We start from the raw sequence: 25,842 nt of genomic DNA, 5'->3' as shown, positions 1-25,842 counted from the left end.
GGCGTTGCTCCCCCACTGCCTGAAAGGCGTGGGGGAGCAACGGCGAGACGCCCCACGGCGGGACAGCCGACAACGTACGCGGCCCCGCAAAACGCGCAACGGCGAGAAGCCCCGCGGCGCCGCAGACAAATACGTACGCCGCGCCGCCAAGCGCGCAACGGCGAGCAACGACCGCGGCGGGACAGTCAAGTACGTACGCGGCGCCGCCAAGCGCGCGACGGCGAGCAACGAGCACGGCGGCGCAGCCGGGTACGTGGGGTGAATCAGGCAGCGGCCTTCGCCGCGTCCACCTTGCGGCCGAAGTGGACCGAGGCCCACCACAGGGCCGCGAAGACCGCGCCGAGGAAGAACATCGTGGGGATCACGAAACCGCTGGCGATGAGGGCGATCTGGAGGGCCCAGCCGAGCTGGACGCCGCCGGGGCGGGTCAGCATGCCGCACAGCAGGACGCTGAACAGCATCGCGATGCCGCTGACCGTCCAGATCGTGGCCGTCGGGATGTCCGTCAGCTGCATCGCGACGAGGCCGGCGAAGCCGATCACGAAGAATTCGCCTATCAGAGTGCTCGCGCAGAGCGTGCGCACGGTCAGCCCCTTCCCAGCAGCAGTCGGGCCTCGCCGACCGTGATCACCGAGCCCGTCACCAGCACGCCCGCACCGGAGAACTCGCCCTCTTCCTCCGCAAGGGTGATCGCCGCCTCCAGGGCGTCGTCGAGCCGCGGTTCGACCTGGACCCGTTCGGCGCCGAAGACCTCCACCGCGACGGCCGCCAGTTCGTCCGGATCCATCGCACGATGGCTGGAATTACGCGTCACCACGATCTCGGCGAAGATCGGCTCGAACGCTTCCAGGACTCCGCGGACGTCCTTGTCGTCGCTGGCGCCGACGACGCCGATCAGCCGGCTGAAGCCGAACGCCTCGGTGACCGCCTCGGCCGCGGCACGGGCGCCCGCGGGGTTGTGCGCGGCGTCCAGCACGACCGTGGGGCTGCGGCGGACGACCTCCATCCGGCCCGGCGAGGCGACCGCGGCGAACGCGGAGCGGATGGTGTCGATGTCGAGCGTGCGGGCGTGGTCCGAACCCACACCGAAGAACGCCTCGACCGCGGCGAGCGCCACCGCGGCGTTGTGCGCCTGGTGGGCGCCGTACAGCGGGAGGAAGATCTCCGGGTACTCGCCGCCCAGCCCGCGCAGCGTCAGCATCTGCCCGCCGACCGCGACCTCACGGGAGAGCACCCCGAACTCCATGCCCTCACGGGCGACCGTGGCGTCCACCTCGACCGCGCGCTTGAGCATCACCGACGCGGCGTCCACCGGCTGCTGGGCCAGCACGACCGTGGCGTCCTTCTTGATGATCCCGGACTTCTCGCCGGCGATCTGCTCGGGCGTCTCGCCGAGGCGGTCGGTGTGGTCGAGGGAGATCGGGGTGACCACGGCGACGTCGCCGTCGATCACGTTCGTCGCGTCCCAGGTGCCGCCCATGCCGACCTCGACGACCGCGACGTCCACCGGGGCGTCCGCGAAGGCGGCGAAGGCCATGGCCGTCAGCACCTCGAAGAACGACAGGCGGTACTCCTGCTGGGCGTCGATCATCTCCAGGTAGGGCGCGATGTCGTGGTACGTCTCGATGAAGCGCTCGGCGGAGATCGGGCTGCCGTCCAGGCTGATCCGCTCGGTGATCGACTGGACGTGCGGGCTGGTGTACCGGCCGGTGCGCAGGTCGAAGGCGGCCAGCAGCGCCTCGATCATGCGGGCGGTGCTGGTCTTGCCGTTCGTGCCGGTGATGTGGATGGACGGGTACGCCCGCTGGGGCGAGCCCAGGACGTCCAGCAGCGCCGCGATCCGCTGCACCGAGGGGTCGAGCTTGGTCTCGCCCCAGCGGCCGGCCAGCTCCTCCTCGACGGCCCGCAGCGCGCGGTCGACCTCGGGGTCGGCCGGCCGGGCGGGGATCGGGTCCCCCTGCGGCGGTCCGGCCTGGGCACGCAGGGTCCGGCTGCCGGCCTCGATCACCGCCAGGTCGGGGTCTCTGTCGGTCTCCGCCTCGACCATTTCGTCGAAGGCGTCGGTCGGGTCGGGGTCGTCGTTTCGGGGGCGCTCGCTCACGACGACAAGTCTACGAGGCACGTGTGACAGCGCGGCGGTGCGCTGCCCCGTCGCCCGCCGCGCGCCGCGCCGGGCCTCGGCGAGCTCCCCGCTACCCCAGTGCCGCCTTCATCATCGCCCGCGCCACCGGGGCCGCCAGGCCGTTGCCGGAGACCTCGTTGCGGGCGGCGTGGCCGTCCTCGACCATCACGGCCACCGCCACCTGGTGCCCGTTGCCGTCCTCCGCGTACGAGACGAACCAGGCGTAAGGCGTACCGCTGTTGTCGACGCCGTGCTGGGCGGTGCCGGTCTTGCCGCCGACGGTCAGTCCGCCGATCTTCGCGTGGGAGCCGGTGCCCTCGTCCACCACCGTCTGCATCGCGGACCGCAGCTGGGCGGCGGTGCGGGTCGACATGGTCCGGCCGTCCCGGTACGCCGCCGGCTCGTTCTGCTGGACGGTGTTGCCGCCGCCGTCGGTCAGCCGGTCGACCAGCTGCGGGGTCTTCAGCTCGCCGCCGTTGGCGATCGCGGAGGTGACCATCGCCATCTGGAGCGGGGTCGCCTGGTCGTTGAACTGGCCGATCCCCGAGAGCGCGGTCTGTGCCTCGTCCATGTCGTTCGGGTAGACGCTCTTGGCGGCGCGGACCGGGGTGTCCACCTTGCCGTCGTTGAAGCCGAACTTCTCGGCCTGCGCCCTGACCTTGTCCTTGCCCAGGTCGACGGCCATCTTTGCGAACACGGTGTTGCAGGAGTACTGCAGTGCGGTGCGGATGGTGGCGTTCTTGCAGGGCGCGGCGGTGTTCTCGTTCTTCAGCGTGGTGCGGGTGTGCGGGAGCCGGTACGGGTCGGGGCTGTCGGTGTGCTCGTCGACCGAGGAGTACAGGCCGTTCTCCAGGGCGGCCGCGGCGACCACCAGCTTGAAGGTGGAGCCGGGCGGCAGCGGCTGCCGCAGCGCCCGGTTGACCTCGGGGTGGTCCGCGTCGCGGGACATCCGCTGCCAGGCCTTCTGGTCGGCGGCGGAGGACCCGGCGAACGTCCCCGGGTCGTACGACGGGGTGCTGACCATGCCGAGGATCCGCCCGGTGGCCGGGTCGAGGGCGACCGCGGCCCCCTTCTTGCCGTCCAGCGCCCGGTAGCCGGCCTTCTGCACCGCGGAGTCGAGGGTGGTGGCCACGTCGCCGCCCTTGGCCCGGGTGCGGGTCAGCGCGTCGGCGGGGCTCTGCAGCCGGCTGTCGGAGCCGTCGAGGAGGTCGCCGTAGAGGCTCTCCAGCTGGTTGCTGCCGAAGATCTGCGAGGTGAAGCCGGTCACCGGGGCGTAGAGCGGGCCGTCCTTGTAGGTGCGCTTGTACTTGAGCGTGGAAGAGGTGGCGGCGGATCCGGTGACCGGCCGGCCGTCCACGAGGATGTTGCCCAGCGGCGCCGCGTACTTGCCGATGGCCACCCGCGGATTGTGCGAGTCCTCCTTGTAGTCGCTGGCCTTCGCCCCCTGGATCCAGGTGGCCCAGCCCATCAGTGCGAGTATCAGGGCGAGGCAGAACACCGAGACCCGGCGCAACGGCTTGTTCATGGGGCGCGGCTCCTGGGACGGGACGGGCGGTTTCCACCGGACTCCGGCATGTCGGTATTCCGGCACTCCGGCGTTCGGGGACTCCGGCATTCCGGTCCACCGTGCCTCGGCTTCATGAGAACGCCATGAGAACGGTCTTAACGGGCCGAATCGACCAGACCTGCCCGGCCGGGACAACTTTCTGCCCCGCTCCGCCCTCTTCCACGGCGGGCCGTGCGGCTCCCCCGCACCCCCCACAGGCGGCAGCACGTCCTACGGGACCGCACAAGAGGACCACGGCGAACGGGAAGCAGGAGCTGAACAGGCGTGCCGGCAATCAGTCAGCGGATGCATTTGGTGCTGCTCACCGCCTGGACCGCCCTGTGGTTCGCGGTCGTCGAACCGCACGGCGGATTCTCCTGGCACTACCTGCGCACCGGCGGCGAGCTGATCTACCAGGGCACCGCGGGCGACGGCACCGGCGGCCTCAACCTCTACGCGCACCACCCCGAGCTCCAGATGGGCCCGATCAGCTTCCTGACCGCCGGGCTGTTCAACCCGTTCCCCGAGGCCACCGGCCAGTTCCTCGCCGCGGCCCTGATGTCGCTGCTCGGCCTGGTCATCGTGGTCCTGGCCGGGCGCAGCGCGGCCCACCACTTCCTGGGCACCGGCACCAACCACCAGCGGCTGCGGCAGCGCGTCCTGATCGCCGGGCTGGCCTTCATCCCCATGTGGATCGAGGTCGCGGTCCGCTTCGGCCACCTCGACGACGTCCTCGCGCTGTTCTTCACCACCCTCGCGGTACGCGCCGTGACCCGCGGCGACGCCGCCCTCACCGGCGCCTTCCTGGCCCTGGCGATGGATTCCAAGCCCACCGCCCTGGCCTTCCTCCCGCTGCTGCTCGCGCTGCCCCGGGAGAAGTGGCTGCGGGCCGGCCTGTGGTGCGCGGCCCTGGTGGCCGTCGCCTGGCTGCCGTTCTTCGTCGGAGATCCGCAGTCGTTCGCCGCGGCGAAGTTCGCCATCCCCAACCACCCGGCGTCCGCGCTGCGCTGGCTGGGCGTCGGCGACCCCGAGACCCCCGGCTGGGACCGCCCGGCGCAGGCCGCCCTCGGGCTGGCCCTGGGCTCGATCGCCGTCTGGCGGGGCCGCTGGGCCGCCGTCGTCCTGCTCGGCGCCAACGCCCGGATCGTCCTCGACCCCAGCGTCTACACCTACTACACGGCGTCGGTGCTGCTCGGCACCCTCCTGTGGGACGTGATCGGCCAGCGCCGCCTGGTCCCCTGGTGGAGCTGGCTCGCGCTGCTGATCCTCTACGGCAGCGTCTTCGCGGTCCCCGACGACTCCGCCCGCGGCCTGATCCGTCTGGCCTTCGTGGCCGTCTCCACGGCGTACGTCCTGCTCTGGCCGGTCCGTGAGCGGGGCGCGCGGGGACGGGGCCGGGGACGCCGCAGGCCCCCCGCCCGTACGGACGAGGGGCCTGCGGCCTGGAAGGGTGCTACGCCTGGGGCAGAGCCGCCAGCTGCGCGGTGATCCGCTCGATGTCGGCCTCCGCGGTGCCCAGCCGGCCGCGGATCTTGTCCACGACCTTCTCCGGCGCCTTGGCGAGGAACGCCTCGTTGCCGAGCTTGGCGGTGGCCTGCGCCCTCTCCTTCTCGGCGGCGGCCAGGTCCTTCGTCAGCCGCTTGCGCTCCGCCTCGACGTCGATGGTGCCGGACAGGTCCAGCGCGACCGTGGCGCCCGCGACCGGCAGCGAGGCGGTCGCCTGGAAGTCGTCACCGGCCGGCTGCAGCCGCAGCAGTGCCCGCATCGCGGCCTCGTGCGGCGCCAGCGCCGTACCGGACAGGTCCAGCTGTGCCGGGACCTTCTGGCCGGGCTGCAGGCCCTGGTCGGAGCGGAACCGCCGGACCTCGGTGACGACCTGCTGGACGGTCTCGATCTCCTGCTCCGCGGCCGCGTCGCGGAAGCCCGAGTCCGAAGGCCACTCGGCGATGACGAGCGACTCACCGCCGGTCAGCGTCGTCCACAGCGTCTCGGTGACGAACGGGACGATCGGGTGCAGCAGCCGCAGCGTGACGTCCAGGACCTCGCCCAGGACCCGGCGGGAGGCCTCGGCGGCCGGCCCGCCCGCCATGAACGTGGTCTTGGACAGCTCGACGTACCAGTCGAAGACCTCGTCCCAGGCGAAGTGGAAGAGGGTGTCCGACAGCTTCGCGAACTGGTAGTCGTCGTAGTACGCGTCGACCTCGGCGACGACCGAGTTCAGCCGGGAGAGGATCCACCGGTCGGTCGCCGACAGCTCCTCGGCGGGCGGGAGTTCGCCCTCCACCGTCGCGCCGTTCATGAGCGCGAAGCGAGTGGCGTTCCAGATCTTGTTGGCGAAGTTGCGGGAGCCCTGGACCCAGGCCTCGCCGATCGGCACGTCGACACCCGGGTTGGCGCCGCGGGCGAGCGTGAAGCGGACGGCGTCGGATCCGTACTCGTCCATCCAGTCCAGCGGATTGACCGCGTTCCCGAAGGACTTGGACATCTTCTTGCCGAACTGGTCACGGACCATGCCGTGCAGCGCGATGGTGTGGAACGGCGGGGTGCCGTCCATCGCGTACAGGCCGAACATCATCATCCGGGCGACCCAGAAGAACAGGATGTCGTAGCCGGTGACCAGGACGGAGTTCGGGTAGAACTTCTCGACGCTCGGGGTCCGTTCGGGCCAGCCGAGCGTGGAGAACGGCCACAGGCCCGACGAGAACCAGGTGTCGAGGACGTCGGTGTCCTGGTGCCAGCCCTCGCCGCTCGGCGGCTCCTCGTCCGGACCGACGCAGGCGACCTCGCCGTTCGGGCCGTACCAGACCGGAATGCGGTGCCCCCACCACAACTGCCGGGAGATGCACCAGTCGTGGAGGTTGTCCACCCAGCCGAAGTACCGCGACTCCATCTCCTTGGGGTGGATCGCGACCTTGCCGTCCCGGACCGCGTCCCCGGCCGCCTTCGCCAGCGGGCCGACCTTGACCCACCACTGCATCGACAGCCGCGGCTCGATGGTCGTCTTGCAGCGCGAGCAGTGCCCGACGGAGTGGGTGTACGGGCGCTTCTCGGCGACGATCCGGCCTTCGGCGCGCAGCGCACCGACGATGGTGCTGCGGGCCTCCAGGCGGTCCAGGCCCTGGAACGGGCCGTGCGCGGTGATGACCGCGTGCTCGTCCATGACGGCCAGGCTCGGCAGACCGTGCCGCTGCCCGATCTCGAAGTCGTTCGGGTCGTGCGCCGGGGTGACCTTGACGGCTCCGGTGCCGAACTCCGGGTCGACGTGCTCGTCCGCGACGACCGGAATCCGCCGCCCCGTCAGCGGCAACTCGATCTCGGTGCCGACGAGATGGGCGTACCGCTCGTCGTCCGGGTGGACGGCGACCGCGGTGTCACCGAGCATCGTCTCGGCACGCGTCGTCGCGACGACGATCGACGTGTCACCCTCGCCGTACCGGATGGAGACCAGCTCGCCGTCGTCTTCCTGGTACTCCACCTCGATGTCCGAGATGGCGGTCAGACAGCGGGGGCACCAGTTGATGATCCGCTCGGCGCGGTAGATCAGCTCGTCGTCGTAGAGCCGCTTGAAGATCGTCTGGACGGCCTTGGACAGGCCCTCGTCCATCGTGAACCGCTCGCGCGACCAGGCGACGCCGTCACCGAGCCGCCGCATCTGACCGCTGATCTGCCCACCGGACTCGTTCTTCCACTGCCAGACCCGCTCGACGAACGCCTCCCGGCCGAGGTCGTGCCGCGAGACGCCCTCCTTGGCGAGCTCGCGCTCGACGACGTTCTGCGTGGCGATGCCGGCGTGGTCCATGCCCGGCTGCCACAGCGTCTCGTAGCCCTGCATCCGCTTGCGGCGGGTGAGGGCGTCGATGAGGGTGTGCTCGAAGGCGTGGCCCAGGTGCAGGGAGCCGGTGACGTTCGGCGGCGGGATGACGATCGTGTACGGCGGCTTGTCGCTCTTCTCGTCCGCCTCGAAGTAGCCCCGCTCTACCCAGCGCTCGTACAGCGGCCCCTCTACATCGGCCGGCGTGTACTGAGTCGGCAGTTCGGGGGCGCTGTGCTTGCTCTGCTGAGTGTTCTCGGTCACGACGGACAGTGTACGGGCGCCCATGTACCAGCTTCGAATCGGTTTCACCCCCGGGGCAACGGCTGTCGGTGCCGTCGTACAGGATGTCGGCAGCGCATAAGCACCGCAGAACTTCACGCAGAACTTCAACTGTCTTCAGTTGTCACGAGGGGAACCGCTCCATGAGCTTCAACCAGCCGCCTCCCGGCCCGTACGGGCAGCCCCAGCAGCCCGGCCCGTACGGCCAGCCGCAGCAGCCGCCGGCCCCCCAGCCCGGTTACGGCTACCCGCAGCAGGGCGGCCCGGTGCCCGGGCAGCAGGGCTACGGCTACCCGCAGCAGGCCCCTCAGCCCGGTTACGGCTACCCCCAGCAGCCCGCCCCGCCCGCCTACGGCCAGCAGCCCCCGTACGGCGGCCAGCAGACCCCCTACGGCGTCATCCCCCAGGGCCCCGAGGAGTCCGGCGGCAACGGCAAGAAGATCGGCCTGATCATCGGCGCCGTCGCCGTCGTCGCCGCCATCGGCGTCGGCGCGTACTTCGTCTTCGGCTCGGGCGGCGACGTGAAGCCGTACACGATCTCGACGCCGAAGAGCTTGCTGAGCGGGCAGTTCAAGAAGGCCAAGGCCCCTGGCGCCGGGGGCACCGAGGACTTCAGCAACGACAAGGAAGCCAAGGCGATGGGCATCACCAACGCCAAGGGGGTCGAGGCCAGCTACAAGTCCGTAGACGGCATGTCCATGAGCCTGCACGGCATCTACGGTCAGATCGCCGACCCCGAGGGCACGGTGAGCCAGATGTTCGCCAAGGTCGACGAGAACCAGAAGAAGACCATGGGGAACGCCAAGGTCGAGGACGTCACCTCGACGACCGAGTACTCCCCGGACGACTTCGACGGCGCGGTGATGAAGTGCCGGACACAGAAGTTCACGGTGTCGCAGAGCGGCATGTCCGTGCCCGTCAACGTCTCGACCTGCATCTGGGGCGATAACAGCGCCATCGGCGCCGTCACCATGGCCGCCGCGCCCAACCCCAACGGCGGCACCACCGCCACCACCCCCGGCGCCGAAGAACTCTCCGAGAAGACCGCCAAGATCCGCAACGAGGTCCGCAAGGAGAAGTAGCCGACGCCCCGCGCGCCGTTTGTGGGGGACGGCGGCACGGGCAGGCCGTGGAGGCTCAAGGTGCTCGGCGAGGCCCCTCGGCGAGCACCTTTCGCTCATGTGCCGGTGAATCAGCAGAACGTTGACCGAAAACCTCATACACGCCAAGTAAGGCGATTCACCAGCTGGTACCTTCGCGTTGACCGAAAGATCAACAAGAGGGGGTTGTCATGCACAAAGCAGTACGCCTCCTGGCCTCGGCGACGGTAGTAGCGGTGGCGGCTGGTGCACTGCCGATCGTCGCGAGCGCGCCGGCTCAGGCCAACACCAGGCACTGCACGACGTACCTGGCCGACGGATACACGGTCGGGCCCAAAGCACGACAGGCGTGCAGCCTCGTGGGCAGCGGCAACATATTGGTACGAAGCGCGAACCTCAGCCTCTGCCGAATCATCTTGGGGCAGATACACGTGAAGCCGGAGCATGCCATGAAGGCCTGCGAGCTGGGCCTCAAGGATTGAACGCCTGGTCCGAGCCGTGACCATCAAAGCCGCCCGGCAGCACCAGCTGCCGGGCGGCTCTCGTATGTCCGTCGTGGAGGGCGCGGGTTACGCGCTCTTCTCCTGCGGCTCGCCCGAGTCGCCGCGGGTGCGGGGGACCAGGGTCGGGTTCACGTTGGAGTGGACGACGTCCTCGGTGATGACGACGCGGGCGACGTCCTTGCGGGACGGGATTTCGTACATCACCGCCTGGAGGACCTCCTCCATGATGGCGCGCAGGCCGCGGGCGCCGGTGCCGCGGAGGATGGCCTGGTCGGCGATGGCCTCCAGGGCCGGGCGGTCGAAGTCCAGCTCCACGCCGTCGAGTTCGAAGAGGCGCTTGTACTGCTTGACGAGCGCGTTGCGCGGCTCGACGAGGATCTGCAGGAGCGCCTCGCGGTCGAGGTTGTGGACCGAGGTGAGGACCGGGAGGCGGCCGATGAACTCGGGGATCATGCCGAACTTGACCAGGTCCTCCGGCATGACGTCCTGGAGCTGGTCCTTGGACTCGATCTCGCGCTTGGAGCGGATCGTGGCGCCGAAGCCGATGCCCTTGGCGCCGGACCGGGCCTCGATGATCTTCTCCAGGCCGGCGAAGGCACCGCCGACGATGAAGAGGACGTTGGTGGTGTCGATCTGGATGAATTCCTGGTGGGGGTGCTTACGGCCGCCCTGGGGCGGGACCGAGGCGGTGGTGCCCTCCAGGATCTTCAGCAGGGCCTGCTGGACGCCCTCGCCGGAGACGTCACGGGTGATCGACGGGTTTTCGCTCTTCCGGGCGACCTTGTCGATCTCGTCGATGTAGATGATGCCGGTCTCGGCCTTCTTGATGTCGAAGTCCGCGGCCTGGATCAGCTTCAGGAGGATGTTCTCGACGTCCTCGCCGACATAGCCGGCCTCGGTCAGCGCCGTGGCGTCGGCAAACGCGAAGGGGACGTTCAGCATCCGGGCGAGGGTCTGCGCGAGCAGGGTCTTGCCGGAGCCGGTGGGCCCGAGCAGCAGGATGTTGGACTTGGCGAGCTCGATGCCCTCATCGCCGCGGCCGGGGCCGTTCTCGCCCGCCTGGACCCGCTTGTAGTGGTTGTAGACGGCGACCGACAGCGCCTTCTTGGCGGGCTCCTGGCCGACGACGTAGCCGTTCAGGAACTCGTAGATCTCCCGGGGCTTGGGGAGCTCCTCCCACCGCACCTCGGAGGTCTCGGCGAGTTCCTCCTCGATGATCTCGTTGCAGAGGTCGATGCACTCGTCGCAGATGTACACACCAGGTCCCGCGATGAGCTTCTTCACCTGCTTCTGGCTCTTTCCGCAGAATGAGCACTTGAGCAGGTCGCCGCCGTCACCGATGCGTGCCACGAGGTGCTTCCCCTTCGCCTGGGATCCGCATTGCTCCAACGGACCCGGGTGCTTGCCTATCGACGGTACCTTGCCGGGCCCCCCGTACGGGCCCCCCTTGGACCGACTCGGTTCACTCGATCCCGAACCGGTCCAAGGAGGCAACACTCCGGCGCATTGTGCGAAGAACCGCTAGCCGATCGAGACCGACGACTTGCGCGTCGAGACGATCTGGTCGACCAGACCGTACGCCAGGGACTCCTCGGCGGTCAGAATCTTGTCACGCTCGATGTCATCGCGGATCTTCTCGATGGGCGTGGAGGAATGCTTGGCCAGCAGGTCCTCCAGCTGGGTGCGCATCCGCAGGATCTCGTTGGCGGCGATCTCCAGGTCGGAGACCTGGCCGCGGCCGGTCTCGCTGTACGGCTGGTGGATCAGCACCCGGGCGTTCGGCAGCGCCATCCGCTTGCCGGGCGTGCCGGCCGCGAGCAGCACGGCCGCGGCGGAGGCCGCCTGGCCCATGCAGACCGTCTGGATGTCCGGCTTCACGAACTGCATCGTGTCGTAGATGGCCGTGAGCGCCGTGAACGAGCCGCCGGGGCTGTTGATGTAGATCGAGATGTCGCGGTCCGGGTCCATCGACTCCAGGCACAGCAGCTGCGCCATGACGTCGTTGGCCGAGGCGTCGTCGATCTGCACGCCGAGGAAGATCACTCGCTCCTCGAACAGCTTCGCGTACGGGTCGTACTCGCGCACGCCCTGGGACGTGCGCTCGACGAAGCGCGGGACGATGTAGCGGGACTCCGCGCGCGGGCCGGAAAACTCGGACTCCGGGCGCTGGTAGAGGCCGCTGCCGGGGAAGTTGTTCATCGTGGTGTTCACCGTCCTGGTGGCGATCAAGTGGGCTGGGGTGGCTGAGGGGCGAGTGGTACGGGGCTCAGGCCCCGGTGCCGCCCCCGCCCGGAACGCCGGCGGCGGAGGTCATGACCTCGTCGATGAGGCCGTACTCCTTGGCCTCGTCGGCGGAGAACCAGCGGTCGCGGTCGGAGTCCTGGGTGATCCGCTCGACCGTCTGGCCGGTGTGGAAGGCCGTCAGCTCCGCCATCCGCTTCTTGGTGTGCAGCAGCCGCTCGGCGTGGATCTTGATGTCCGACGCGGAACCGGCCAGGCCCGCGGAGGGCTGGTGGATGAGGATCTCGGCGTTCGGCAGCGCGAAGCGCTTGCCCGGCGTACCGGCGCTCAGCAGGAACTGGCCCATGGAGGCGGCGAGGCCCATCGCGATCGTCACCACGTCGTTCTTGATGTACTGCATGGTGTCGTAGATCGCCAAGCCGGCCGAGATCGAGCCGCCCGGGGAGTTGATGTAGAGGAAGATGTCCTTGTCCGGGTCCGCGGCGAGGAGAAGCAGCTGCGCGGTGATCTTGTTGGCGATGTCGTCGTCGACCGGCTGGCCGAGGAAGATGATCCGCTCGCCGAGCAGCCGGTTGTAGACCTGGTCGCCGAGGCCACCGAAGGTCGGCTCAGCGGCGGCGGAAGGCATCGGGATCGTCACGTGTCCACCTGCTCGTTGTCGGACGGCTCGGGGCCGTCACAGCGTCGTCTTCTGGGGCGCGGGGATCGGGCGCCGTATGTCGCCCCGGCGCGGTTTCAGGGACTCCCCTGCCCTCGTATCTACGGACCCTAACGCGCAGGTCGGACAACGCCATCCCGCATTGTCAACTGTTCGCTGTGAGCGCAGGCTCACCGGGCGGTACGACGGACGGGCCCGAACACGCGGACGTGCGTGTTCGGGCCCGTTGATCAGTCGTTCTGCGCGGGTCGCGGGACCCCCGGGGCCTTACGCCTCGGGCTTCTCGTCCGCGGCCTCGGCCTCGGCACCCTCGGCCTCGACGGTCTCGGCCGTCTCGTCCTCGTCGTCGAGGTCGACGACCTCGCCGTTGGTGTCCTTGACCGTGGCGGCCTCGACGACGACCGCGAGGGCCTTGCCGCGGGCGACCTCACCGACGAGCATCGGCACCTGGCCGCCCTCGACGACGGCCTGGGCGAACTGGTCGGGGGACATGCCGGAGGACTGGGCGCGGCGCATGAGGTGCTCGGTGAGCTCCTCCTGGCTGACGTTCAGCTTCTCCTTGTTGACCAGTTCGTCCAGGATGAACTGGGTCTTGATGCCCTTCTCCGCCTGCTCCTTGGTCTCGGCGTCGAACTCTTCCTCGGTCTTGCCCTGGATCTCCAGGTACTTCTTGAGGTCGAGACCCATCTGGCCGAGCTGGTGGTGCTCCAGGTTGTGCTTGCGGGTCTGGATCTCGTCCGCGAGCAGCTTCTCCGGCATCGGGACCTCGACGAGCTTCAGCAGCTCGTCCAGGACCTTCTCCTGGGCCTGGGTGGCCTGGTCGTACTTCTTCATCTGCGCAAGGCGCTTGCGGCTGTCCGCCTTGAGGTCCTCAAGGGTGTCGAACTCGCTGGCCAGCTGGGCGAAGTCGTCGTCCAGCTCGGGGAGTTCGCGGGACTTGACCTCGGTGACCTCGACGGTGACCTCGGCCTCCTTGCCCTGGGCGGAGCCGCCCTTGAGCTCGGAGGTGAAGGTGGCGCTGCCGCCGGCCTCCAGGCCCTTGACCGCGTCGTCGATGCCGTCGAGCAGCTCGCCGGAGCCGACGGTGTACGTGACGCCCTGGGCGACACCGTCCTCCAGGACCTCGCCGTCGACCTTGGCTTCGAGGTTCACGGTCAGCACGTCGCCGTCCTGGGCGGCGCGCTCGACCGGGCTGGTCGTGGCGAAGCGCTCACGCAGCTGCTCGACCGACTTGTCGACGTCCTCGTCCGACACCTCGACGGCGTCGACCTCGACCTCGATGCCGGAGTAGTCCGGGATCTCCAGGGTGGGGCGGATGTCGACCTCGGCGGTGAAGTTCAGCGTCTCGCCGTCCTTCAGCTCGGTGATGTCGACCTCGGGCTGGCCGAGGACGTTCAGCTCGGCCTCGTTGACCGCTTCGGTGTAGAACTTCGGGAGCGCGTCGTTGACGGCCTCCTCCAGCACCGCGCCACGGCCGAACCGCTGGTCGATGACGCGCGCCGGGACCTTGCCCTGGCGGAAGCCCTTCACCGTGACCTGCTGGTTGATCTTCTTGTACGCCGCGTCGAGGCTGGGCTTGAGCTCCTCGAAGGGCACCTCGACAGTGAGCCGAACCCGAGTCGGGTTCAGGGTCTCCACGGCGCTCTTCACGGTTCGGTCTCCTTGGGGCTGACTTCTGGGGTTCTGCTTGAGATCCGCCGGCACCCGGCTGATCCGGGCCCTGCCGATCCGCCCGGTACACAGACACACGGGCACGCAGTTTGCATAGTAACCGCAAGGAGGATGACGCCGACAACGTGATCTTGAACGCCCGGCGGTCCGGGCGGGCCCTCGGAGGGGCCGGGCTCCACTGGACGGGCCCTGTCGGACAGAGGTCCTGCTGGTCGGGGTGGCCGGATTCGAACCGACGACCTTCCGCTCCCAAAGCGGACGCGCTACCAAGCTGCGCCACACCCCGTCGGTGCGACACGTAGGGTACATGGCCGGACGCGGTACGGCTGCCAGTTATCGCGAGGCCCGGTGGCAGTCAGGGGGACGACCGGCGGGCGGCGCGCGGAATGTCCGCGCCGGCGTACGCGGCACGGGGCGCCGACCGCGGGAAGGGATGTGCGGGACACCGCCGCGACCCGCTAGGATGCACTGCGTGCCGAGGTCCGACGACCTGTGGCGCCTGCGGGCGTAGCTCAATGGTAGAGCCCTAGTCTTCCAAACTAGCTACGCGGGTTCGATTCCCGTCGCCCGCTCTTGAGGAAAAGCCCCGGCCGGTCGGCCGGGGCTTTTCGCTTTCCGTTTTCTTCCGCCCTCTTCCGCCTTCCGGAACGGCCGGGGCGGCACGGAACCGGTGCGGCGGTTTCAATAAAGTGGCCGGATGGAGATCTGGCTCAATCCCGCATGTTCCAAGTGCCGTTCCGCGGTCGACATCCTGAACGAAGAGGGCGCGCAGTACACGGTCCGCAGGTACCTCGACGATCCGCCGAGCGCGGAGGAACTGCGCGCGGTCCTGGCCCGGCTGGGCCTGGAGCCGTGGGACATCACCCGGACCCAGGAGGCCGAGGCGAAGGAGATGGGGCTCGGGGGGTGGGAGCGCACCGAGGATGCGCGCGAGCGGTGGATCGCGGCGCTGGCCGGTCATCCCCGGCTGATCCAGCGGCCGATCATCACCGCGGACGACGGTTCGGCGGTGGTGGGCCGCAGCGAGGAAGCCGTACGCGAAGCGGTGGCACGGACCGGGGGCGAACAGGAACGGAACCTCTGAACGTCGCTCGTCCGAACGCCGTTGCAGGGGCCGGCAGGGGCCGGCAGGGGCCTCGTGGGCGGAGGACGTCCGGGCGTCCGGGCGTCCGGACGCCTAGAACGTGATGTGGTTGATGGTGTCCGCCAGGGAGTTGAGGAACCTGTTGATGGACGGCGCCATGCCGGTGGAGGCGAGGAAGAAGCCGAACAGTATGGCCACGAGCGCCGGGCCCGCCTTGATCGACTTCCCTCTGATCAGCACGATCAGGATGATCCCCAACAGCAGCACAACTGACAGCGACAGAGCCACACTGATCACACCCTTGGTCGGAACGCCTCACCGGCCCGGGAGCATGCCGCGCACACCCCCCGGCACCATCGTGCCACCAACTCCATGCCCACTGCAGGCCGGTGACGAATCATCGGCCAACGCTTTGCCCGATTCCGGCCGCCGGTGACGGACCGGCGGGCCCGAGCCGCCGCCGGCCGCGACGGCTTCCGCGCGCCCCTCCCCCGCCACCCCTCGCCGCAATTACCGCGCCGCGGCATTCCGCGATCAACGACGGTCACTTCCCGCGTACTCGCCAATTGTTTATCCGTGAGCTCCGCCACTGTTTTACGGGCACAGCGAAGAGCATCACCAGGCGGAACATGCGGCGCCGCACAGTGCCACGAAAGTAGACATTTCCTCGGCGTCGTTCTCAGGGGATATCACCCGATTTGAGGGTATCAAGTGCCGCAAAAGGGTCACCGAAGTGGCGGCGACACCCCGTCAACGGCTCGTTCCCGGCGGCATTTATCCAGGTCATATCGACGGACCCACCGGATGAAATAGCGAAAGGTGTGGCGACGGTTTTACGCATTCGCCGGGCGCCGCTATCGTGCCTGGAATGTTTCCCGCTGCCCCCACACCGCGCCGCGTCCTCCCGCCTGCCCGGGAGGCGGCGGGTACGAACGGGCCCGGCCGTACGGAGTCCGCCGAGCAGCCGGCGGGGGCATCGGCGCCCCCGGCGAAGGGCGGGGGGCGGAACGCCTTCTTCGACAACGCGAAGTACCTGGCCATCGTGCTGGTGGCGATGGGGCACGCATGGGAGCCGCTGACCGACGGCAGCCGCGCCGCCGAGGCGCTCTACATGACCGTCTACACCTTCCACATGCCGGCGTTCATCATCATCTCCGGCTACTTCTCGCGCAGCTTCGACATGCGCAGGGACCGGCTGCAGCGCCTGGTCACCGGGGTCGTCGTCCCGTACGTCCTCTTTGAGACCGCGTATGCGTTCTTCAAGCGCTGGGCGGACGACGATCCGGGGCACCCGATCAGCCTGCTCGACCCCTGGTTCCTGACCTGGTTCTTGATCGCCCTGTTCATCTGGCGACTGACCACGCCGCTGTGGAAGGTCGTGCGCTGGCCGATCCCGCTCGCGGTGCTCATCGCCGTCCTCGCGTCGGTCTCGCCGGACATCGGTGACGACCTGGACCTCCAGCGAGTGCTGCAGTTCCTCCCCTTCTTCGTGCTCGGGCTGTCGCTGCGGCCGGAGCACTTCCGGCTGGTCCAGCGGCGGGCGGTCCGGATCGCGTCCGTGCCGATCTTCGCGGCGGCACTGGTGATGGCCTACTGGGCGGCGCCCCGGATGAGCTCGGCGTGGTTCTACCACCGTGACAGTGCCCAGGAGCTGGGCACCACCTGGTGGATCGGCATCGTGATGACGCTGGCGCTCTTCGGCTGCTCGATGGTGCTCGTGGCGTGCTTCTTCTCCTGGGTGCCGACCCGGCGGACCTGGTTCACGGTGCTGGGCGCCGGGACGCTGTACGGGTATCTGCTGCACGGCTTCCTGGCGAAGGGCTCGCGGTTCTGGGGCTGGTTCGACGACTACGCGTGGCTGCACACGCCGCTCGGCGAGATCGCGGTCACGCTGCTCGCGGGCGGCATCGTGACGGCGCTGTGCACACCGCCGGTCCGCAAGGTCTTCCGGTTCGCGATGGAGCCCACCATGGACTGGGCGTTCCGCAGGCCGGCGGACGAGGCGGCGCCGGCGGTGCCCCGGCAGCAGCAGCCCCAGACCCCCGCCTGAGCCGGCCCGGGGAGCACGCGAGCGGTGAGCGGTCCCGCGGTGCGGGACAGGATGTGCAGGCCGGCGAGGCAACGCTCACTCGTTCGGCTGATTTCGGTGCCGACGAGCCGTACGGACCCGGAGGGGGCGGGCGGAGAACCCCGCCCGGAAGCCCCGAGCGGCCCCGCCGTGTCAGGCGTCGCGGCAGATGAGGAGCAGGGCGCGGTCGTCGTTGACGTCCTTGGCGACGGCCTCGATCAGGTGCCAGGCGGCGCCGGCGAAGCCGCTGGCGACGTAGCGGTCCGCTTCGCCGGTGAGGCGGTCGATGCCCTCGGCGATGTCGCGGTCGGCGGCCTCGACCAGGCCGTCGGTGAAGAGCATCAGGACGTCGCCGGGCCGCAGGGTGCCCTTGACCGGGTCGAACTGGGCGCCGTCGTAGACGCCGAGCAGCGGCCCGTCCCCCGGCTTCTCCTCCCAGCGGCCGCTGCCGGCGCTGAGCTGGAGGGCCGGCAGATGGCCCGCGGAGAGCAGTTCGTAGTCGCCGGATTCCAGGTCGAGGACGAGGTGGATGGAGGTGGCGAAGCCCTCGTCCCAGTCCTGGCGGAGGAGGTAGCCGTTGGCCGCCGGGAGGAAGCCGTGCGGCGGCAGGGAGCCGAGCAGGCCGCCGAAGGCGCCGGAGAGCAGCAGGGCGCGGGAGGCGGCGTCCATGCCCTTGCCGGAAACGTCGGTGAGGACGACTTCGAGGATGCTGCCGCCGTGCGTGCGGGAGGCCACGACGAAGTCGCCGGAGAAGGACTGGCCGCCGGCCGGGCGCAGTGCCATCTCGTGGTGCCAGCCCTTGGGGAGCCGGGGCAGTTTGCTCTGGACCCGGATGCGTTCGCGCAGGTCGAAGAGCATGGTGCCGCCGCGCCGCCAGGGCACCCCGACGCGGCTGCGGAACTGGGCGATGAGCAGGCCGAAGAGCCCGACGGCGGCGACGACCAGGACGGTGCCCGGGGTGATCCGGTCGGGGCCTTCCTCGTACGGGCCGAACAGCGCGGCTTCGACGACGAGTGCGGCGGCGGAGGCGCCGTAGAGGACGAGGAGGTTGGCCGGGCGGAGGAGCAGGCCGCCGGCGATGACAGGGAGGACCAGGGCGGTCGGGGCGATCCATTCGGGGCGCCAGAGGGTGCCCGCGGCGATGGCGGGGATGGCGAACAGCAGGGCGGCCAGTGCGAAGTGGTCGGAGCCCTCGCCGCGGAAGTAGTCGACCCCGGCCTTGCGCACGCCGACGCGGGCCCGGTGCAGACCTTTGTGCACCCGGGCCGTCAGGGTTTCGGTTCCCGGGCCACTCGTCATCGCTCTGGGACCTTATCCACCCGTTCGGCGGCGCGTCGATTCGCCGCACGTCACCCCGGCCGATTGCCGGGAAACCCCGTTCGAAATGCGATCGCGCGGCCGGGGAACGTCCGATGAGTGGTGGTGGGAGGGGTGTGGGACGGCGCGATCGCGGGTATTACGCGGCGCCGCCGGCCGGTTGGCAGCCCGGGCACCAGAAGAGGTTGCGGGCGGCGAGGCCGGCGGTGCGGATCTCGGTGCCGCAGATGTGGCAGTCCTGCGGGGCGCGGCGGTAGACGTAGACCTCGCCGCCGTGGTCGTCGACGCGCGGGGGGCGGCCCATGGCCTCGGGGGTGTGCTCGGGGCGGACGGTGTCGATCCGGTTGTGCCGGACGCCTTCGCGCATGAGGGCGACCAGGTCCGACCAGATGGCGTCCCACTGTGCGCGGGTGAGATCGCGTCCGGCGCGGTACGGGTCGATGCCGTGGCGGAAGAGGACCTCCGCGCGGTAGACGTTGCCGACCCCGGCGATGATCTTCTGGTCGAGGAGCAGCGCCGCGATGCTCGTCCGGCTGCGGGAGATCCGCTGCCAGGCGCGGCCGCCGTCGTCGTCGGGGCGCAGCGGGTCGGGGCCGAGCCGGTCGTGTATGGCCTGCTTCTCGGCGTCGGTGATCAGTGCGCAGGTGGTGGGGCCGCGCAGGTCGGCGTGGGCGTCCGGGGTTGCCAGGCGCAGCCGGACGGTGTCGGTGGGCGGTGCTGGGGGTCCCCCCTGGACCGGAGCTTGCCGGAGGCCCTTGGGGGACGGTGCGGGGCCGAAGCCGACTTTGCCGAAGAGGCCGAGGTGGATGTGGATCCAGCGGTCGGGGCCGAAGCCGAGGAAGAGGTGCTTGCCGTGTGCCTCGGTGGTGTCGAGCACCTGGCGGTCGACGAGGGCCGCGCCGTCGGAGAACTTGCCCTGGGGGCTGGTCGCCCGGACCTTCCGCCCGAGGAAGCGCTCGGCGTAGTCGGCGGCGAGGCGGTGGATGGTGTGGCCCTCGGGCACGGGGTGTCCTCCAGTGGGCGCGCCCGCCCGCCCCCGGGCTGCGGGGCGGGCGGGCGGCGGCGACGAACGGGCGGGGCTCAGCCCTGCGGGTGGTGGGCGGGGATGGCCGGGAGGTCGCCGGTGGTCTCGTAGGCGGAGAGCATCTCGATGCGGCGGGTGTGCCGCTCCTCGCCGGAGTACGGGGTGGCCAGGAAGACCTCGATGAACTTGGTCGCCTCTTCCTGGGTGTGCATCCGGCCGCCGACGGAGATGACGTTGGCGTTGTTGTGCTCGCGGCCGAGCTTGGCGGTCTCCTCGCTCCAGGCCAGCGCGGCCCGTACGCCCTTGACCTTGTTGGCGGCGATCTGCTCGCCGTTGCCGGAACCGCCGATCACGATGCCGAGGCTGTCCGGGTCGGCGGCGGTCCGCTCCGCGGCGCGGAGGCAGAACGGCGGGTAGTCGTCCTGGGCGTCGTAGATGTGGGGGCCGCAGTCGACGGGCTCGTGGCCGTGGGCCTTGAGCCACTCGACGAGGTGGTTCTTGAGTTCGAAGCCGGCATGGTCGGAGCCGAGGTACACGCGCATGCGATGAGTGTGACACGCGCCGCCCCGGGCGGCCGCCGCCGGGTCCGCCGGTGGTGGTGGCTCCGGATTCGCCGGCGGATCCGCTTCTGCCTTCCGTCCGCATGTGAGGGACGCCACTGTCCAGTGTTTCGGGTAACAAACCCGGATCAGACCTTCCAATCATCGGGTTAACGAAGATCTAATGCGGGAGTTCCCTTCCCGAAGCGCAAAGGACGGTGCACATGGGTGCGCACCCGCCGGACGGGCTGCAGGCCGGTCTGAAGAACCGCCATCTGTCGATGATCGCCATCGGCGGGGTGATCGGCGCCGGGCTGTTCGTCGGCTCCGGTGCCGGGATCGCCGCCGCCGGGCCGGGCATCCTGCTCTCCTACGCCCTGACCGGGCTGCTGGTCGTGCTGGTGATGCGGATGCTGGGCGAGATGGCCGCGGCGTCGCCGACCTCCGGGTCGTTCTCGGCGTACGCGGACCGGGCGCTGGGCCGCTGGGCGGGGTTCACGATCGGCTGGCTGTACTGGTTCTTCTGGTCGGTGGTGCTGGCCGTCGAGGCGACCGCGGCCGGCGCGATCCTCACCGGGTGGGTCCCGGCCGTCCCGCAGTGGGCCTGGGCGCTGCTGGTGATGATCGTGCTGACCGGCACCAACCTGGTCTCGGTGGGCTCGTTCGGTGAGTTCGAGTTCTGGTTCGCCGGGATCAAGGTCGTGGCGATCGTGGTGTTCATCGTGGTCGGCGCGCTGGCGGTCTTCGGGCTGCCGCCGGGGGACGGCGCGGTGGGGATGACGAACCTGACCGGGCACGGCGGGTTCCTGCCGAACGGCCCGGGGGCGATCCTCTCCGGCATGCTGCTGGTGGTCTTCTCCTTCATGGGCAGCGAGATCGTCACGCTGGCGGCGGGCGAGTCGCCGAACCCGGTGCAGGCCGTCCGCAAGGCCGTGAACAGCGTCATCTGGCGGATCGCGCTGTTCTACCTGGGCTCGATCGCGGTGATCGTGACACTGCTGCCGTGGAACGACCCGGCGGTGCTCAAGAGCCCCTACGTGGCGGTGCTGAAGTCGCTGGACATCCCGTACGCCGGCACCGTGATGGACGTCGTGGTGCTGACCGCGGTGCTGTCCTGCCTGAACTCCGGGCTGTACACGGCCTCCCGGATGGCGTTCTCGCTGGGGCAGCGCGGCGATGCGCCGAAGTCGTTCGCCTCCGTCAACAAGGGCGGGGTGCCGGCGGTGGCGATCTGGGCGTCGGTCGCCTTCGGCTTCATCGCGACGATCTTCAGCTACACGTCGAAGGACACCGTCTTCCAGTTCCTGCTGAACTCGTCCGGCGCGGTGGCGCTGTTCGTGTGGCTGGTCATCTGCTTCTCGCAGCTGCGGATGCGCCGGACGCTGGAGCGGGAGACACCGGAGCGGCTGACCGTGCGGATGTGGCTGTACCCCTGGCTGACGTACGCGACGATCGCGCTGATCGTCTTCGTCGTGGGCTACATGTTCTACGACCCGGACGGCCGGGAGCAGATGGTGCTGTCGGTGGTCGCGGCCGTGGTGGTGCTGGCGGTCGGGCTGGTGCTGGAGCGGCGGCGGGGACGGGCGAAGCCTGCGGTGGAGCCCGCCGAGGCCGTCGGGACCGCCGGGACCACCGACCGCGCGTAACGGCGGCAGCGGACGAAAAGGCGGGGCCCGCACCGGGATCGGTGCGGGCCCCGCCCTTGTGCCGTCCGGCCGGCGGTCAGTCGCGGCGGCCGGCGAGCTTCCAGGCGGTCGGCAGCGCGCCCATGGCCAGCGCGGCCTTCAGGGCGTCGCCGAACAGGAACGGGACGAGGCCGACGGCGACGGCCTTGCCGAGCGGCATGCCGGTGCTCAGCGCGAGGTAGGGCACGCCGACGGCGTAGATCACGGCGGTGCCGGCGGCCATGGTGGCGGCGGTGCGCAGCGCCCCGCGGTCCCCGCCGCGCCGGGCCAGCGCGCCGACCAGGCCGGAGGCGAGCAGCATGCCGACGATGTAGCCGAGGGTGGGGCTGGCCATGCCGTAGGAGCCGTCGGCGAACCAGGGCATGCCGGCCATGCCCGCCAGGGCGTACAGGGCCAGGGAGAGCAGACCGCGGCGGGCGCCGAGCGCGGTGCCGACCAGGAGGGCGGCGAAGGTCTGGCCGGTGACCGGGACCGGGGAGCCGGGGACCGGGAGGGCGATCTGGGCCGCGAGACCGGTGAGCACGGCGCCGCCGGCGACCAGCGCGGCGTCGCGGACGCGGGCGCGGGAGGCGGTGGCGGCCGGCAGCAGGTCGGCCAGGACGGTGCCGGGGCGGGTGAGGGCGGCGGTGCTCATCGGGACTCCGCGGGTGTGAGGGTGATCGGGACGGGTCGGGACGCTGTGACGTTAGTCCAGCGGGCGGCCGCTGATCATCGTGTGGCGGCGACAAAGCCGCGGTGGCCCGCTTGGAGACTTCCGAACAACCGCCAGAATGCCCGCCTCAGTTGGGGCGCGCGGCGTCTTTGCAGGTCACGTGATGCTCGTCACGGCGCGGGCGGCTTCCGGGCGCCGGTTTTGTGGTAGCGCGCGGGGTGCGGCGACACTGGTGCCCGCCCCGCGGTGACCTGTGGAGTTCCCCCAAACCCGCCGGCGGCCCGGAGCGTGTGCCCGGCCGCCTTCGCCCCTGTGAGAGTTACGCACCCATGCACGAGACACCGACCACCGCCGGGCCGACCGCGTCCGGTGCGGGCGCCGGCGAGAACGAACCCCTGTCCGCCGGGCTCAAGCAGCGCCATCTGACGATGCTGGGGCTGGGCGGGGTGATCGGCGCCGGCCTGTTCGTGGGGTCCGGGGCGGGCATCGCGGTGGCCGGGCCGGGGATCGTGCTGTCGTACCTGATCGCGGGCGCGCTGGCGATGCTGATCATGCGGATGCTCGGCGAGATGTCGGCGGCGATGCCGGCGTCAGGGGCGTTCTCGGTGCACGCGGAGCGGGCGCTGGGGCGCTGGGCCGGGTTCAGCGTGGGCTGGCTGTACTGGTTCCTGCTGGTGGTGGTGCTCGCCGTGGAGGCGACCGGTGCGGCGCGGATCGCGCACGGCTGGGTGCCGGCGGTGCCGCAGTGGGGCTGGGTACTGCTCTTCATGATCGTCTTCACCGCGGCCAACCTCGCCGCGGTGAAGAACTTCGGTGAGTTCGAGTTCTGGTTCGCGGCGCTGAAGGTCGCCGCGATCGTGCTGTTCCTCGGGCTGAGCCTGCTGGCGGCCTTCGGGGTGCTGCCCGGCACCGCGCCGGTGGGGACCGCGAACCTCACCGGGCAGGGCGGGTTCCTGCCGCACGGCTGGGCCGGGGTGGTCTCCGGGGTGCTGGCCGTGGTGTTCGCGTTCGGCGGGCTGGAGGTCGTCACCATCGCCGCGGCCGAGTCGGACGACCCGGCGCGGGCGGTGGGCCGGGCGGTGCGCAGCGCGGTCTGGCGGATCCTGTTCTTCTACGTGGGCTCGATGCTGGTGATCGTGGCGCTGCTGCCGTGGTCGTCGATCCGGCCGGGGCAGAGCCCGTACGTGGCGGTGCTGGACCACATCGGGGTGCCGGGCGCCGGGCAGATCATGAACGTGGTGGTGTTCGTGGCGCTGCTGTCGGCGCTGAACGCCAACCTCTACGGCTCGTCGCGGATGGTGTTCTCGCTGGCGGAGCGGGGCGAGGCGCCGCGCTGGCTGCTGGCGGTGTCGGGATGGGGGTCCCCCCGCGCGAGCGAAGCCGAGAGTGGGGGAGGGGTGCCGCGCCGGGCCGTGCTGGCGTCGGTGGCGTTCGGCTTCGTGTCGGTACTGCTGAATCTGAAGTGGCCGGATTCGGTGTTCCTCTACATGCTCAACGCGGTCGGTGCGGTGCTGCTGTTCGTGTGGGGGCTGATCGCCGTCTCCCAGCTGCGGCTGCGCCGGCGGATCGAGCGCGAGGCACCGCAGAAGCTGGCCCTGCGGATGTGGGCGTTCCCGTATCTGACGTGGGTGGCGCTGCTGGCCATGGGCGGGGTCGTGGTGCTGATGCTGACCGATGACACGGCCCGGCCGCAGCTGCTGTGGTCGGCCGGTGCGACCGCGGCGGTGCTGCTGGTGGCCGGCGGGCGGGAGCTGCGGGACCGGCGCCGGCGGGCCCGGGCTGCGGCCGGTCCGGCGTGACCGGGTGTCGTAATCGACGATGATTCAGGCACGCACGGTCACGATCACGTCTGAATACCGAACATTCGCTGCACGACTGTTGCCCTGAGCGGACACCGGCGCCCAAACTGAGCCAGCTTTGCCGAGGACCCCGGAGTCGAGCCGTCGGCAGCCCTGCGCGCACGCCTGCCCCGGCAGGGGCCCGGGGGTCCGGCAGCACGTCGCGCCGGTCGCGGCACCGGGAGAACGCAGTAACGCTCTTGCTCCGCTCTCACCTACTGGGACAGGTACGACATGAATCGGACACCCCCGTCCGCCGCACCCGCGCGCGAGCAGACCGACCTGGCAGCGGGAGCCGACGGCGGCCCCTCGCTGTCCAACGGCCTCAAGCAGCGCCACCTTTCGATGATCGCCCTGGGCGGGGTGATCGGTGCCGGCCTCTTCGTCGGCTCCCGCGAGGGCATCGCGGCGGCCGGCCCCTCGATCGTGCTGGCCTACGCCGTCTCCGGCGCCCTGGTCATGCTGGTCATGCGGATGCTCGGCGAGATGGCCGCGGCCAACCCGGCCTCCGGCTCCTTCTCCGTGCACGCCGAGCGGTCGATCGGCTCCTGGGCCGGCTTCACGGTGGGCTGGATGTTCACCGCGCTGCTGTGCGTGGCGGTGGCCGCCGAGGCGCTGGGCGCGGCGGACGTGATGCACCAGTGGTTCCCCTCCACCGAGCCGTGGATGTGGGTCCTGATCTTCATGGTGATCTTCACCGGGACGAACCTGGCCGCGGTCTCCAACTTCGGTGAGTTCGAGTTCTGGTTCGCGGCACTGAAGGTCGCCGCGATCGGCATCTTCCTGGTCCTGGGCGTGCTGGCGATCCTCGGCCTGCTGCCCGGCACCCAGGCGCCCGGCGCCGCGCACCTCACCGGTGACGGCGGCTTCCTGCCCAAGGGCGTGGACGGCCTGATGGTCGGTCTGCTGGCGTCGGTGTTCGCGTACGGCGGTCTGGAGACGGTGACCATCGCGGCCGCCGAGTCCAAGGACCCGGTGCGCGGGGTGGCCCGCGCGGTGCGCACCGCGATGTGGCGGATCGCCCTGTTCTACGTGGGTTCGATGGCCGTCATCGTCACCGTCATCCCGTGGAGCGCCCCGTCGATCGCCAAGTCCGGCCCGTACGTGGCGGTCCTGGACTACCTGAAGATCCCGGCGGCCGGCCAGATCATGAACGTGGTCATCCTGGTGGCGCTGCTGTCCGCGGTGAACGCCAACCTCTACGGCTCGTCCCGGATGGCGTACTCGCTGATCTCCCGCGGGCAGGGCCCGGCCGTGCTGGGCAGGGTCAGCGGCGGGGTGCCGCGCCGCGCGGTGCTGATGTGCTCGGCGTTCGGCTTCCTCGCGGTGCTGTTCAGCTTCCTGTGGCCGACCACGGTCTTCCAGTGGCTGCTGAACATGGTCGGCGCCGCCGTCCTGGTGGTGTGGGGCTTCATCGCGGTCGCCCAGCTGCGGATGCGCCGCCGGCTGGAGCGGGAGGCGCCGGAGAAGCTCGTGGTGAAGATGTGGGCCTTCCCGGTGCTGACGTGGGTGGCGCTGGCGGGCATCGTCGCCGTGCTGCTGCTGATGCTGCGGGACGAGAACCAGCGCATCCAGCTGCTGTTCACCGGCGGCTTCGGGGCCGTGCTGGCCCTGATCGGGCTGCTGCGGCAGCAGGCGGTCGGCAGCAAGCAGAGCGAGCCGTCCGACCACTGACCGGGGGCGGCCCCACGTAAGGGCCGC

Annotated in this window: 21 protein-coding genes and 2 tRNA genes; 9 read left to right on the top strand and 14 right to left on the bottom strand. The window is 70.2% G+C overall.

Going from position 1 to position 25,842, the window contains the following annotated elements; genetic code table 11:
* Window positions 1-263: 263 nt before the first annotated feature.
* The 3 genes from AB0G35_RS01850 to AB0G35_RS01840 all read right to left on the bottom strand — a co-directional run bounded on the left by AB0G35_RS01850 (window position 264) and on the right by AB0G35_RS01840 (window position 3,647).
* The gene (locus AB0G35_RS01850; protein WP_360942028.1) at window positions 264-584 is read right to left on the bottom strand and encodes a DUF4233 domain-containing protein; all 321 of its coding nucleotides are present in this window, start codon (window positions 582-584) and stop codon (window positions 264-266) included.
* A gap of 2 nt (window positions 585-586) precedes the next feature.
* Complete coding sequence (locus AB0G35_RS01845; protein WP_360942025.1) at window positions 587-2,101, bottom strand: folylpolyglutamate synthase/dihydrofolate synthase family protein; 1,515 nt, start codon at window positions 2,099-2,101, stop codon at window positions 587-589.
* A gap of 91 nt (window positions 2,102-2,192) precedes the next feature.
* Window positions 2,193-3,647 (bottom strand): penicillin-binding transpeptidase domain-containing protein, encoded by a 1,455-nt coding sequence (locus AB0G35_RS01840; RefSeq protein WP_360942022.1) that lies wholly within the window; start codon window positions 3,645-3,647, stop codon window positions 2,193-2,195.
* 327 nt (window positions 3,648-3,974) lie between these two features.
* Between AB0G35_RS01840 and AB0G35_RS01835 the strand changes: the two genes are divergently transcribed.
* Window positions 3,975-5,156: a hypothetical protein gene (locus tag AB0G35_RS01835; protein ID WP_360942102.1), complete on the top strand. Its 1,182-nt coding sequence runs from the start codon at window positions 3,975-3,977 to the stop codon at window positions 5,154-5,156.
* Here the strand turns inward: AB0G35_RS01835 and AB0G35_RS01830 are convergent.
* Entirely contained in the window at window positions 5,122-7,743 is a 2,622-nt protein-coding gene (locus AB0G35_RS01830) for a valine--tRNA ligase (protein WP_360942019.1), read from the bottom strand. The two genes, AB0G35_RS01835 and AB0G35_RS01830, sit on opposite strands and share 35 nt — an antisense overlap.
* A 161-nt stretch (window positions 7,744-7,904) precedes the next feature.
* Between AB0G35_RS01830 and AB0G35_RS01825 the strand changes: the two genes are divergently transcribed.
* Both AB0G35_RS01825 and AB0G35_RS01820 read left to right on the top strand, forming a co-directional pair.
* A complete protein-coding gene (locus AB0G35_RS01825; RefSeq protein ID WP_360942016.1) occupies window positions 7,905-8,843 on the top strand; it encodes a hypothetical protein in 939 nt (312 codons plus the stop codon).
* 209 nt (window positions 8,844-9,052) lie between these two features.
* The gene (locus AB0G35_RS01820; RefSeq protein ID WP_360942013.1) at window positions 9,053-9,343 is read left to right on the top strand and encodes a hypothetical protein; all 291 of its coding nucleotides are present in this window, start codon (window positions 9,053-9,055) and stop codon (window positions 9,341-9,343) included.
* A gap of 87 nt (window positions 9,344-9,430) precedes the next feature.
* Here AB0G35_RS01820 and clpX read toward each other — a convergent pair whose 3' ends face one another.
* The 5 genes from clpX to AB0G35_RS01795 form a co-directional block, all read right to left on the bottom strand.
* Window positions 9,431-10,714, bottom strand: coding sequence for an ATP-dependent Clp protease ATP-binding subunit ClpX (clpX, locus tag AB0G35_RS01815; RefSeq protein WP_360942010.1), 1,284 nt, complete (start codon window positions 10,712-10,714; stop codon window positions 9,431-9,433).
* Between the two features lie 171 nt (window positions 10,715-10,885).
* The gene (locus AB0G35_RS01810; protein ID WP_030415516.1) at window positions 10,886-11,563 is read right to left on the bottom strand and encodes an ATP-dependent Clp protease proteolytic subunit; all 678 of its coding nucleotides are present in this window, start codon (window positions 11,561-11,563) and stop codon (window positions 10,886-10,888) included.
* A gap of 67 nt (window positions 11,564-11,630) precedes the next feature.
* On the bottom strand, window positions 11,631-12,233 hold the full coding sequence (locus AB0G35_RS01805; RefSeq protein WP_030415517.1) for an ATP-dependent Clp protease proteolytic subunit: 603 nt from the start codon (window positions 12,231-12,233) through the stop codon (window positions 11,631-11,633).
* 297 nt (window positions 12,234-12,530) lie between these two features.
* The gene (gene tig / locus AB0G35_RS01800) at window positions 12,531-13,913 is read right to left on the bottom strand and encodes a trigger factor (RefSeq protein ID WP_360942007.1); all 1,383 of its coding nucleotides are present in this window, start codon (window positions 13,911-13,913) and stop codon (window positions 12,531-12,533) included.
* Between the two features lie 230 nt (window positions 13,914-14,143).
* Window positions 14,144-14,220 (bottom strand) — tRNA-Pro (locus AB0G35_RS01795).
* 215 nt (window positions 14,221-14,435) lie between these two features.
* Between AB0G35_RS01795 and AB0G35_RS01790 the strand changes: the two genes are divergently transcribed.
* Both AB0G35_RS01790 and AB0G35_RS01785 read left to right on the top strand, forming a co-directional pair.
* Window positions 14,436-14,506, top strand: a tRNA-Gly gene (locus AB0G35_RS01790).
* Window positions 14,507-14,631: 125 nt separating this feature from the next.
* Entirely contained in the window at window positions 14,632-15,018 is a 387-nt protein-coding gene (locus tag AB0G35_RS01785) for an arsenate reductase family protein (RefSeq protein ID WP_360942004.1), read from the top strand.
* Between the two features lie 93 nt (window positions 15,019-15,111).
* On the opposite strand, the gene AB0G35_RS01780 is transcribed toward AB0G35_RS01785, so the two are convergent.
* Window positions 15,112-15,306 (bottom strand): hypothetical protein, encoded by a 195-nt coding sequence (locus AB0G35_RS01780; protein ID WP_030415520.1) that lies wholly within the window; start codon window positions 15,304-15,306, stop codon window positions 15,112-15,114.
* Window positions 15,307-15,886: 580 nt separating this feature from the next.
* Between AB0G35_RS01780 and AB0G35_RS01775 the strand changes: the two genes are divergently transcribed.
* Window positions 15,887-17,068 carry an acyltransferase family protein gene (locus tag AB0G35_RS01775; RefSeq protein WP_360942001.1) on the top strand — a complete coding sequence of 394 codons (1,182 nt, stop codon included), beginning with the start codon at window positions 15,887-15,889 and terminating at the stop codon, window positions 17,066-17,068.
* Between the two features lie 171 nt (window positions 17,069-17,239).
* Here AB0G35_RS01775 and AB0G35_RS01770 read toward each other — a convergent pair whose 3' ends face one another.
* From AB0G35_RS01770 to AB0G35_RS01760, 3 genes are all read right to left on the bottom strand, one after another.
* Entirely contained in the window at window positions 17,240-18,385 is a 1,146-nt protein-coding gene (locus AB0G35_RS01770; RefSeq protein WP_360941998.1) for a PP2C family protein-serine/threonine phosphatase, read from the bottom strand.
* 157 nt (window positions 18,386-18,542) lie between these two features.
* A complete protein-coding gene (locus tag AB0G35_RS01765) occupies window positions 18,543-19,406 on the bottom strand; it encodes a DNA-formamidopyrimidine glycosylase family protein (RefSeq protein WP_360941995.1) in 864 nt (287 codons plus the stop codon).
* A gap of 77 nt (window positions 19,407-19,483) precedes the next feature.
* Window positions 19,484-19,969, bottom strand: a complete 486-nt coding sequence (locus AB0G35_RS01760; RefSeq protein WP_360941992.1) for a ribose-5-phosphate isomerase — start codon at window positions 19,967-19,969, stop codon at window positions 19,484-19,486.
* A 221-nt stretch (window positions 19,970-20,190) separates the two neighbouring features.
* Between AB0G35_RS01760 and AB0G35_RS01755 the strand changes: the two genes are divergently transcribed.
* On the top strand, window positions 20,191-21,612 hold the full coding sequence (locus AB0G35_RS01755) for an amino acid permease (RefSeq protein WP_360941989.1): 1,422 nt from the start codon (window positions 20,191-20,193) through the stop codon (window positions 21,610-21,612).
* Window positions 21,613-21,688: 76 nt separating this feature from the next.
* Here the strand turns inward: AB0G35_RS01755 and AB0G35_RS01750 are convergent, their stop codons facing one another.
* Window positions 21,689-22,285 (bottom strand): biotin transporter BioY, encoded by a 597-nt coding sequence (locus AB0G35_RS01750; protein WP_360941986.1) that lies wholly within the window; start codon window positions 22,283-22,285, stop codon window positions 21,689-21,691.
* Between the two features lie 347 nt (window positions 22,286-22,632).
* Between AB0G35_RS01750 and AB0G35_RS01745 the strand changes: the two genes are divergently transcribed.
* A complete protein-coding gene (locus tag AB0G35_RS01745; RefSeq protein ID WP_360941983.1) occupies window positions 22,633-24,102 on the top strand; it encodes an amino acid permease in 1,470 nt (489 codons plus the stop codon).
* Between the two features lie 273 nt (window positions 24,103-24,375).
* The gene (locus AB0G35_RS01740) at window positions 24,376-25,815 is read left to right on the top strand and encodes an amino acid permease (RefSeq protein ID WP_360941980.1); all 1,440 of its coding nucleotides are present in this window, start codon (window positions 24,376-24,378) and stop codon (window positions 25,813-25,815) included.
* Window positions 25,816-25,842: the final 27 nt, after the last annotated feature.

It is taken from the genome of Streptomyces sp. NPDC021749 (genome assembly GCF_040640655.1).
Classification (GTDB): Bacteria; Actinomycetota; Actinomycetes; order Streptomycetales; family Streptomycetaceae; genus Streptomyces.
Note: the sequence above shows the minus strand (reverse complement) of the source record. Positions and strands in the feature narration are given on the sequence as shown.

Excerpts from the sequence above, each read along its gene's own strand:
- AB0G35_RS01740 (WP_360941980.1), top strand. The coding sequence starts at position 24,376 with ATGAATCGGACACCCCCGTCCGCCGCACCCGCGCGCGAGCAGACCGAC.
- AB0G35_RS01810 (WP_030415516.1), bottom strand. The coding sequence starts at position 11,563 with ATGAACAACTTCCCCGGCAGCGGCCTCTACCAGCGCCCGGAGTCCGAG.
- AB0G35_RS01825 (WP_360942016.1), top strand. The coding sequence starts at position 7,905 with ATGAGCTTCAACCAGCCGCCTCCCGGCCCGTACGGGCAGCCCCAGCAG.
- AB0G35_RS01760 (WP_360941992.1), bottom strand. The coding sequence starts at position 19,969 with ATGCGCGTGTACCTCGGCTCCGACCATGCCGGCTTCGAACTCAAGAAC.
- AB0G35_RS01805 (WP_030415517.1), bottom strand. The coding sequence starts at position 12,233 with ATGCCTTCCGCCGCCGCTGAGCCGACCTTCGGTGGCCTCGGCGACCAG.
- AB0G35_RS01840 (WP_360942022.1), bottom strand. The coding sequence starts at position 3,647 with ATGAACAAGCCGTTGCGCCGGGTCTCGGTGTTCTGCCTCGCCCTGATA.
- AB0G35_RS01785 (WP_360942004.1), top strand. The coding sequence starts at position 14,632 with ATGGAGATCTGGCTCAATCCCGCATGTTCCAAGTGCCGTTCCGCGGTC.
- AB0G35_RS01750 (WP_360941986.1), bottom strand. The coding sequence starts at position 22,285 with ATGAGCACCGCCGCCCTCACCCGCCCCGGCACCGTCCTGGCCGACCTG.
- AB0G35_RS01775 (WP_360942001.1), top strand. The coding sequence starts at position 15,887 with ATGTTTCCCGCTGCCCCCACACCGCGCCGCGTCCTCCCGCCTGCCCGG.
- AB0G35_RS01755 (WP_360941989.1), top strand. The coding sequence starts at position 20,191 with ATGGGTGCGCACCCGCCGGACGGGCTGCAGGCCGGTCTGAAGAACCGC.
- AB0G35_RS01770 (WP_360941998.1), bottom strand. The coding sequence starts at position 18,385 with ATGACGAGTGGCCCGGGAACCGAAACCCTGACGGCCCGGGTGCACAAA.
- AB0G35_RS01745 (WP_360941983.1), top strand. The coding sequence starts at position 22,633 with ATGCACGAGACACCGACCACCGCCGGGCCGACCGCGTCCGGTGCGGGC.
- AB0G35_RS01835 (WP_360942102.1), top strand. The coding sequence starts at position 3,975 with ATGCATTTGGTGCTGCTCACCGCCTGGACCGCCCTGTGGTTCGCGGTC.
- AB0G35_RS01820 (WP_360942013.1), top strand. The coding sequence starts at position 9,053 with ATGCACAAAGCAGTACGCCTCCTGGCCTCGGCGACGGTAGTAGCGGTG.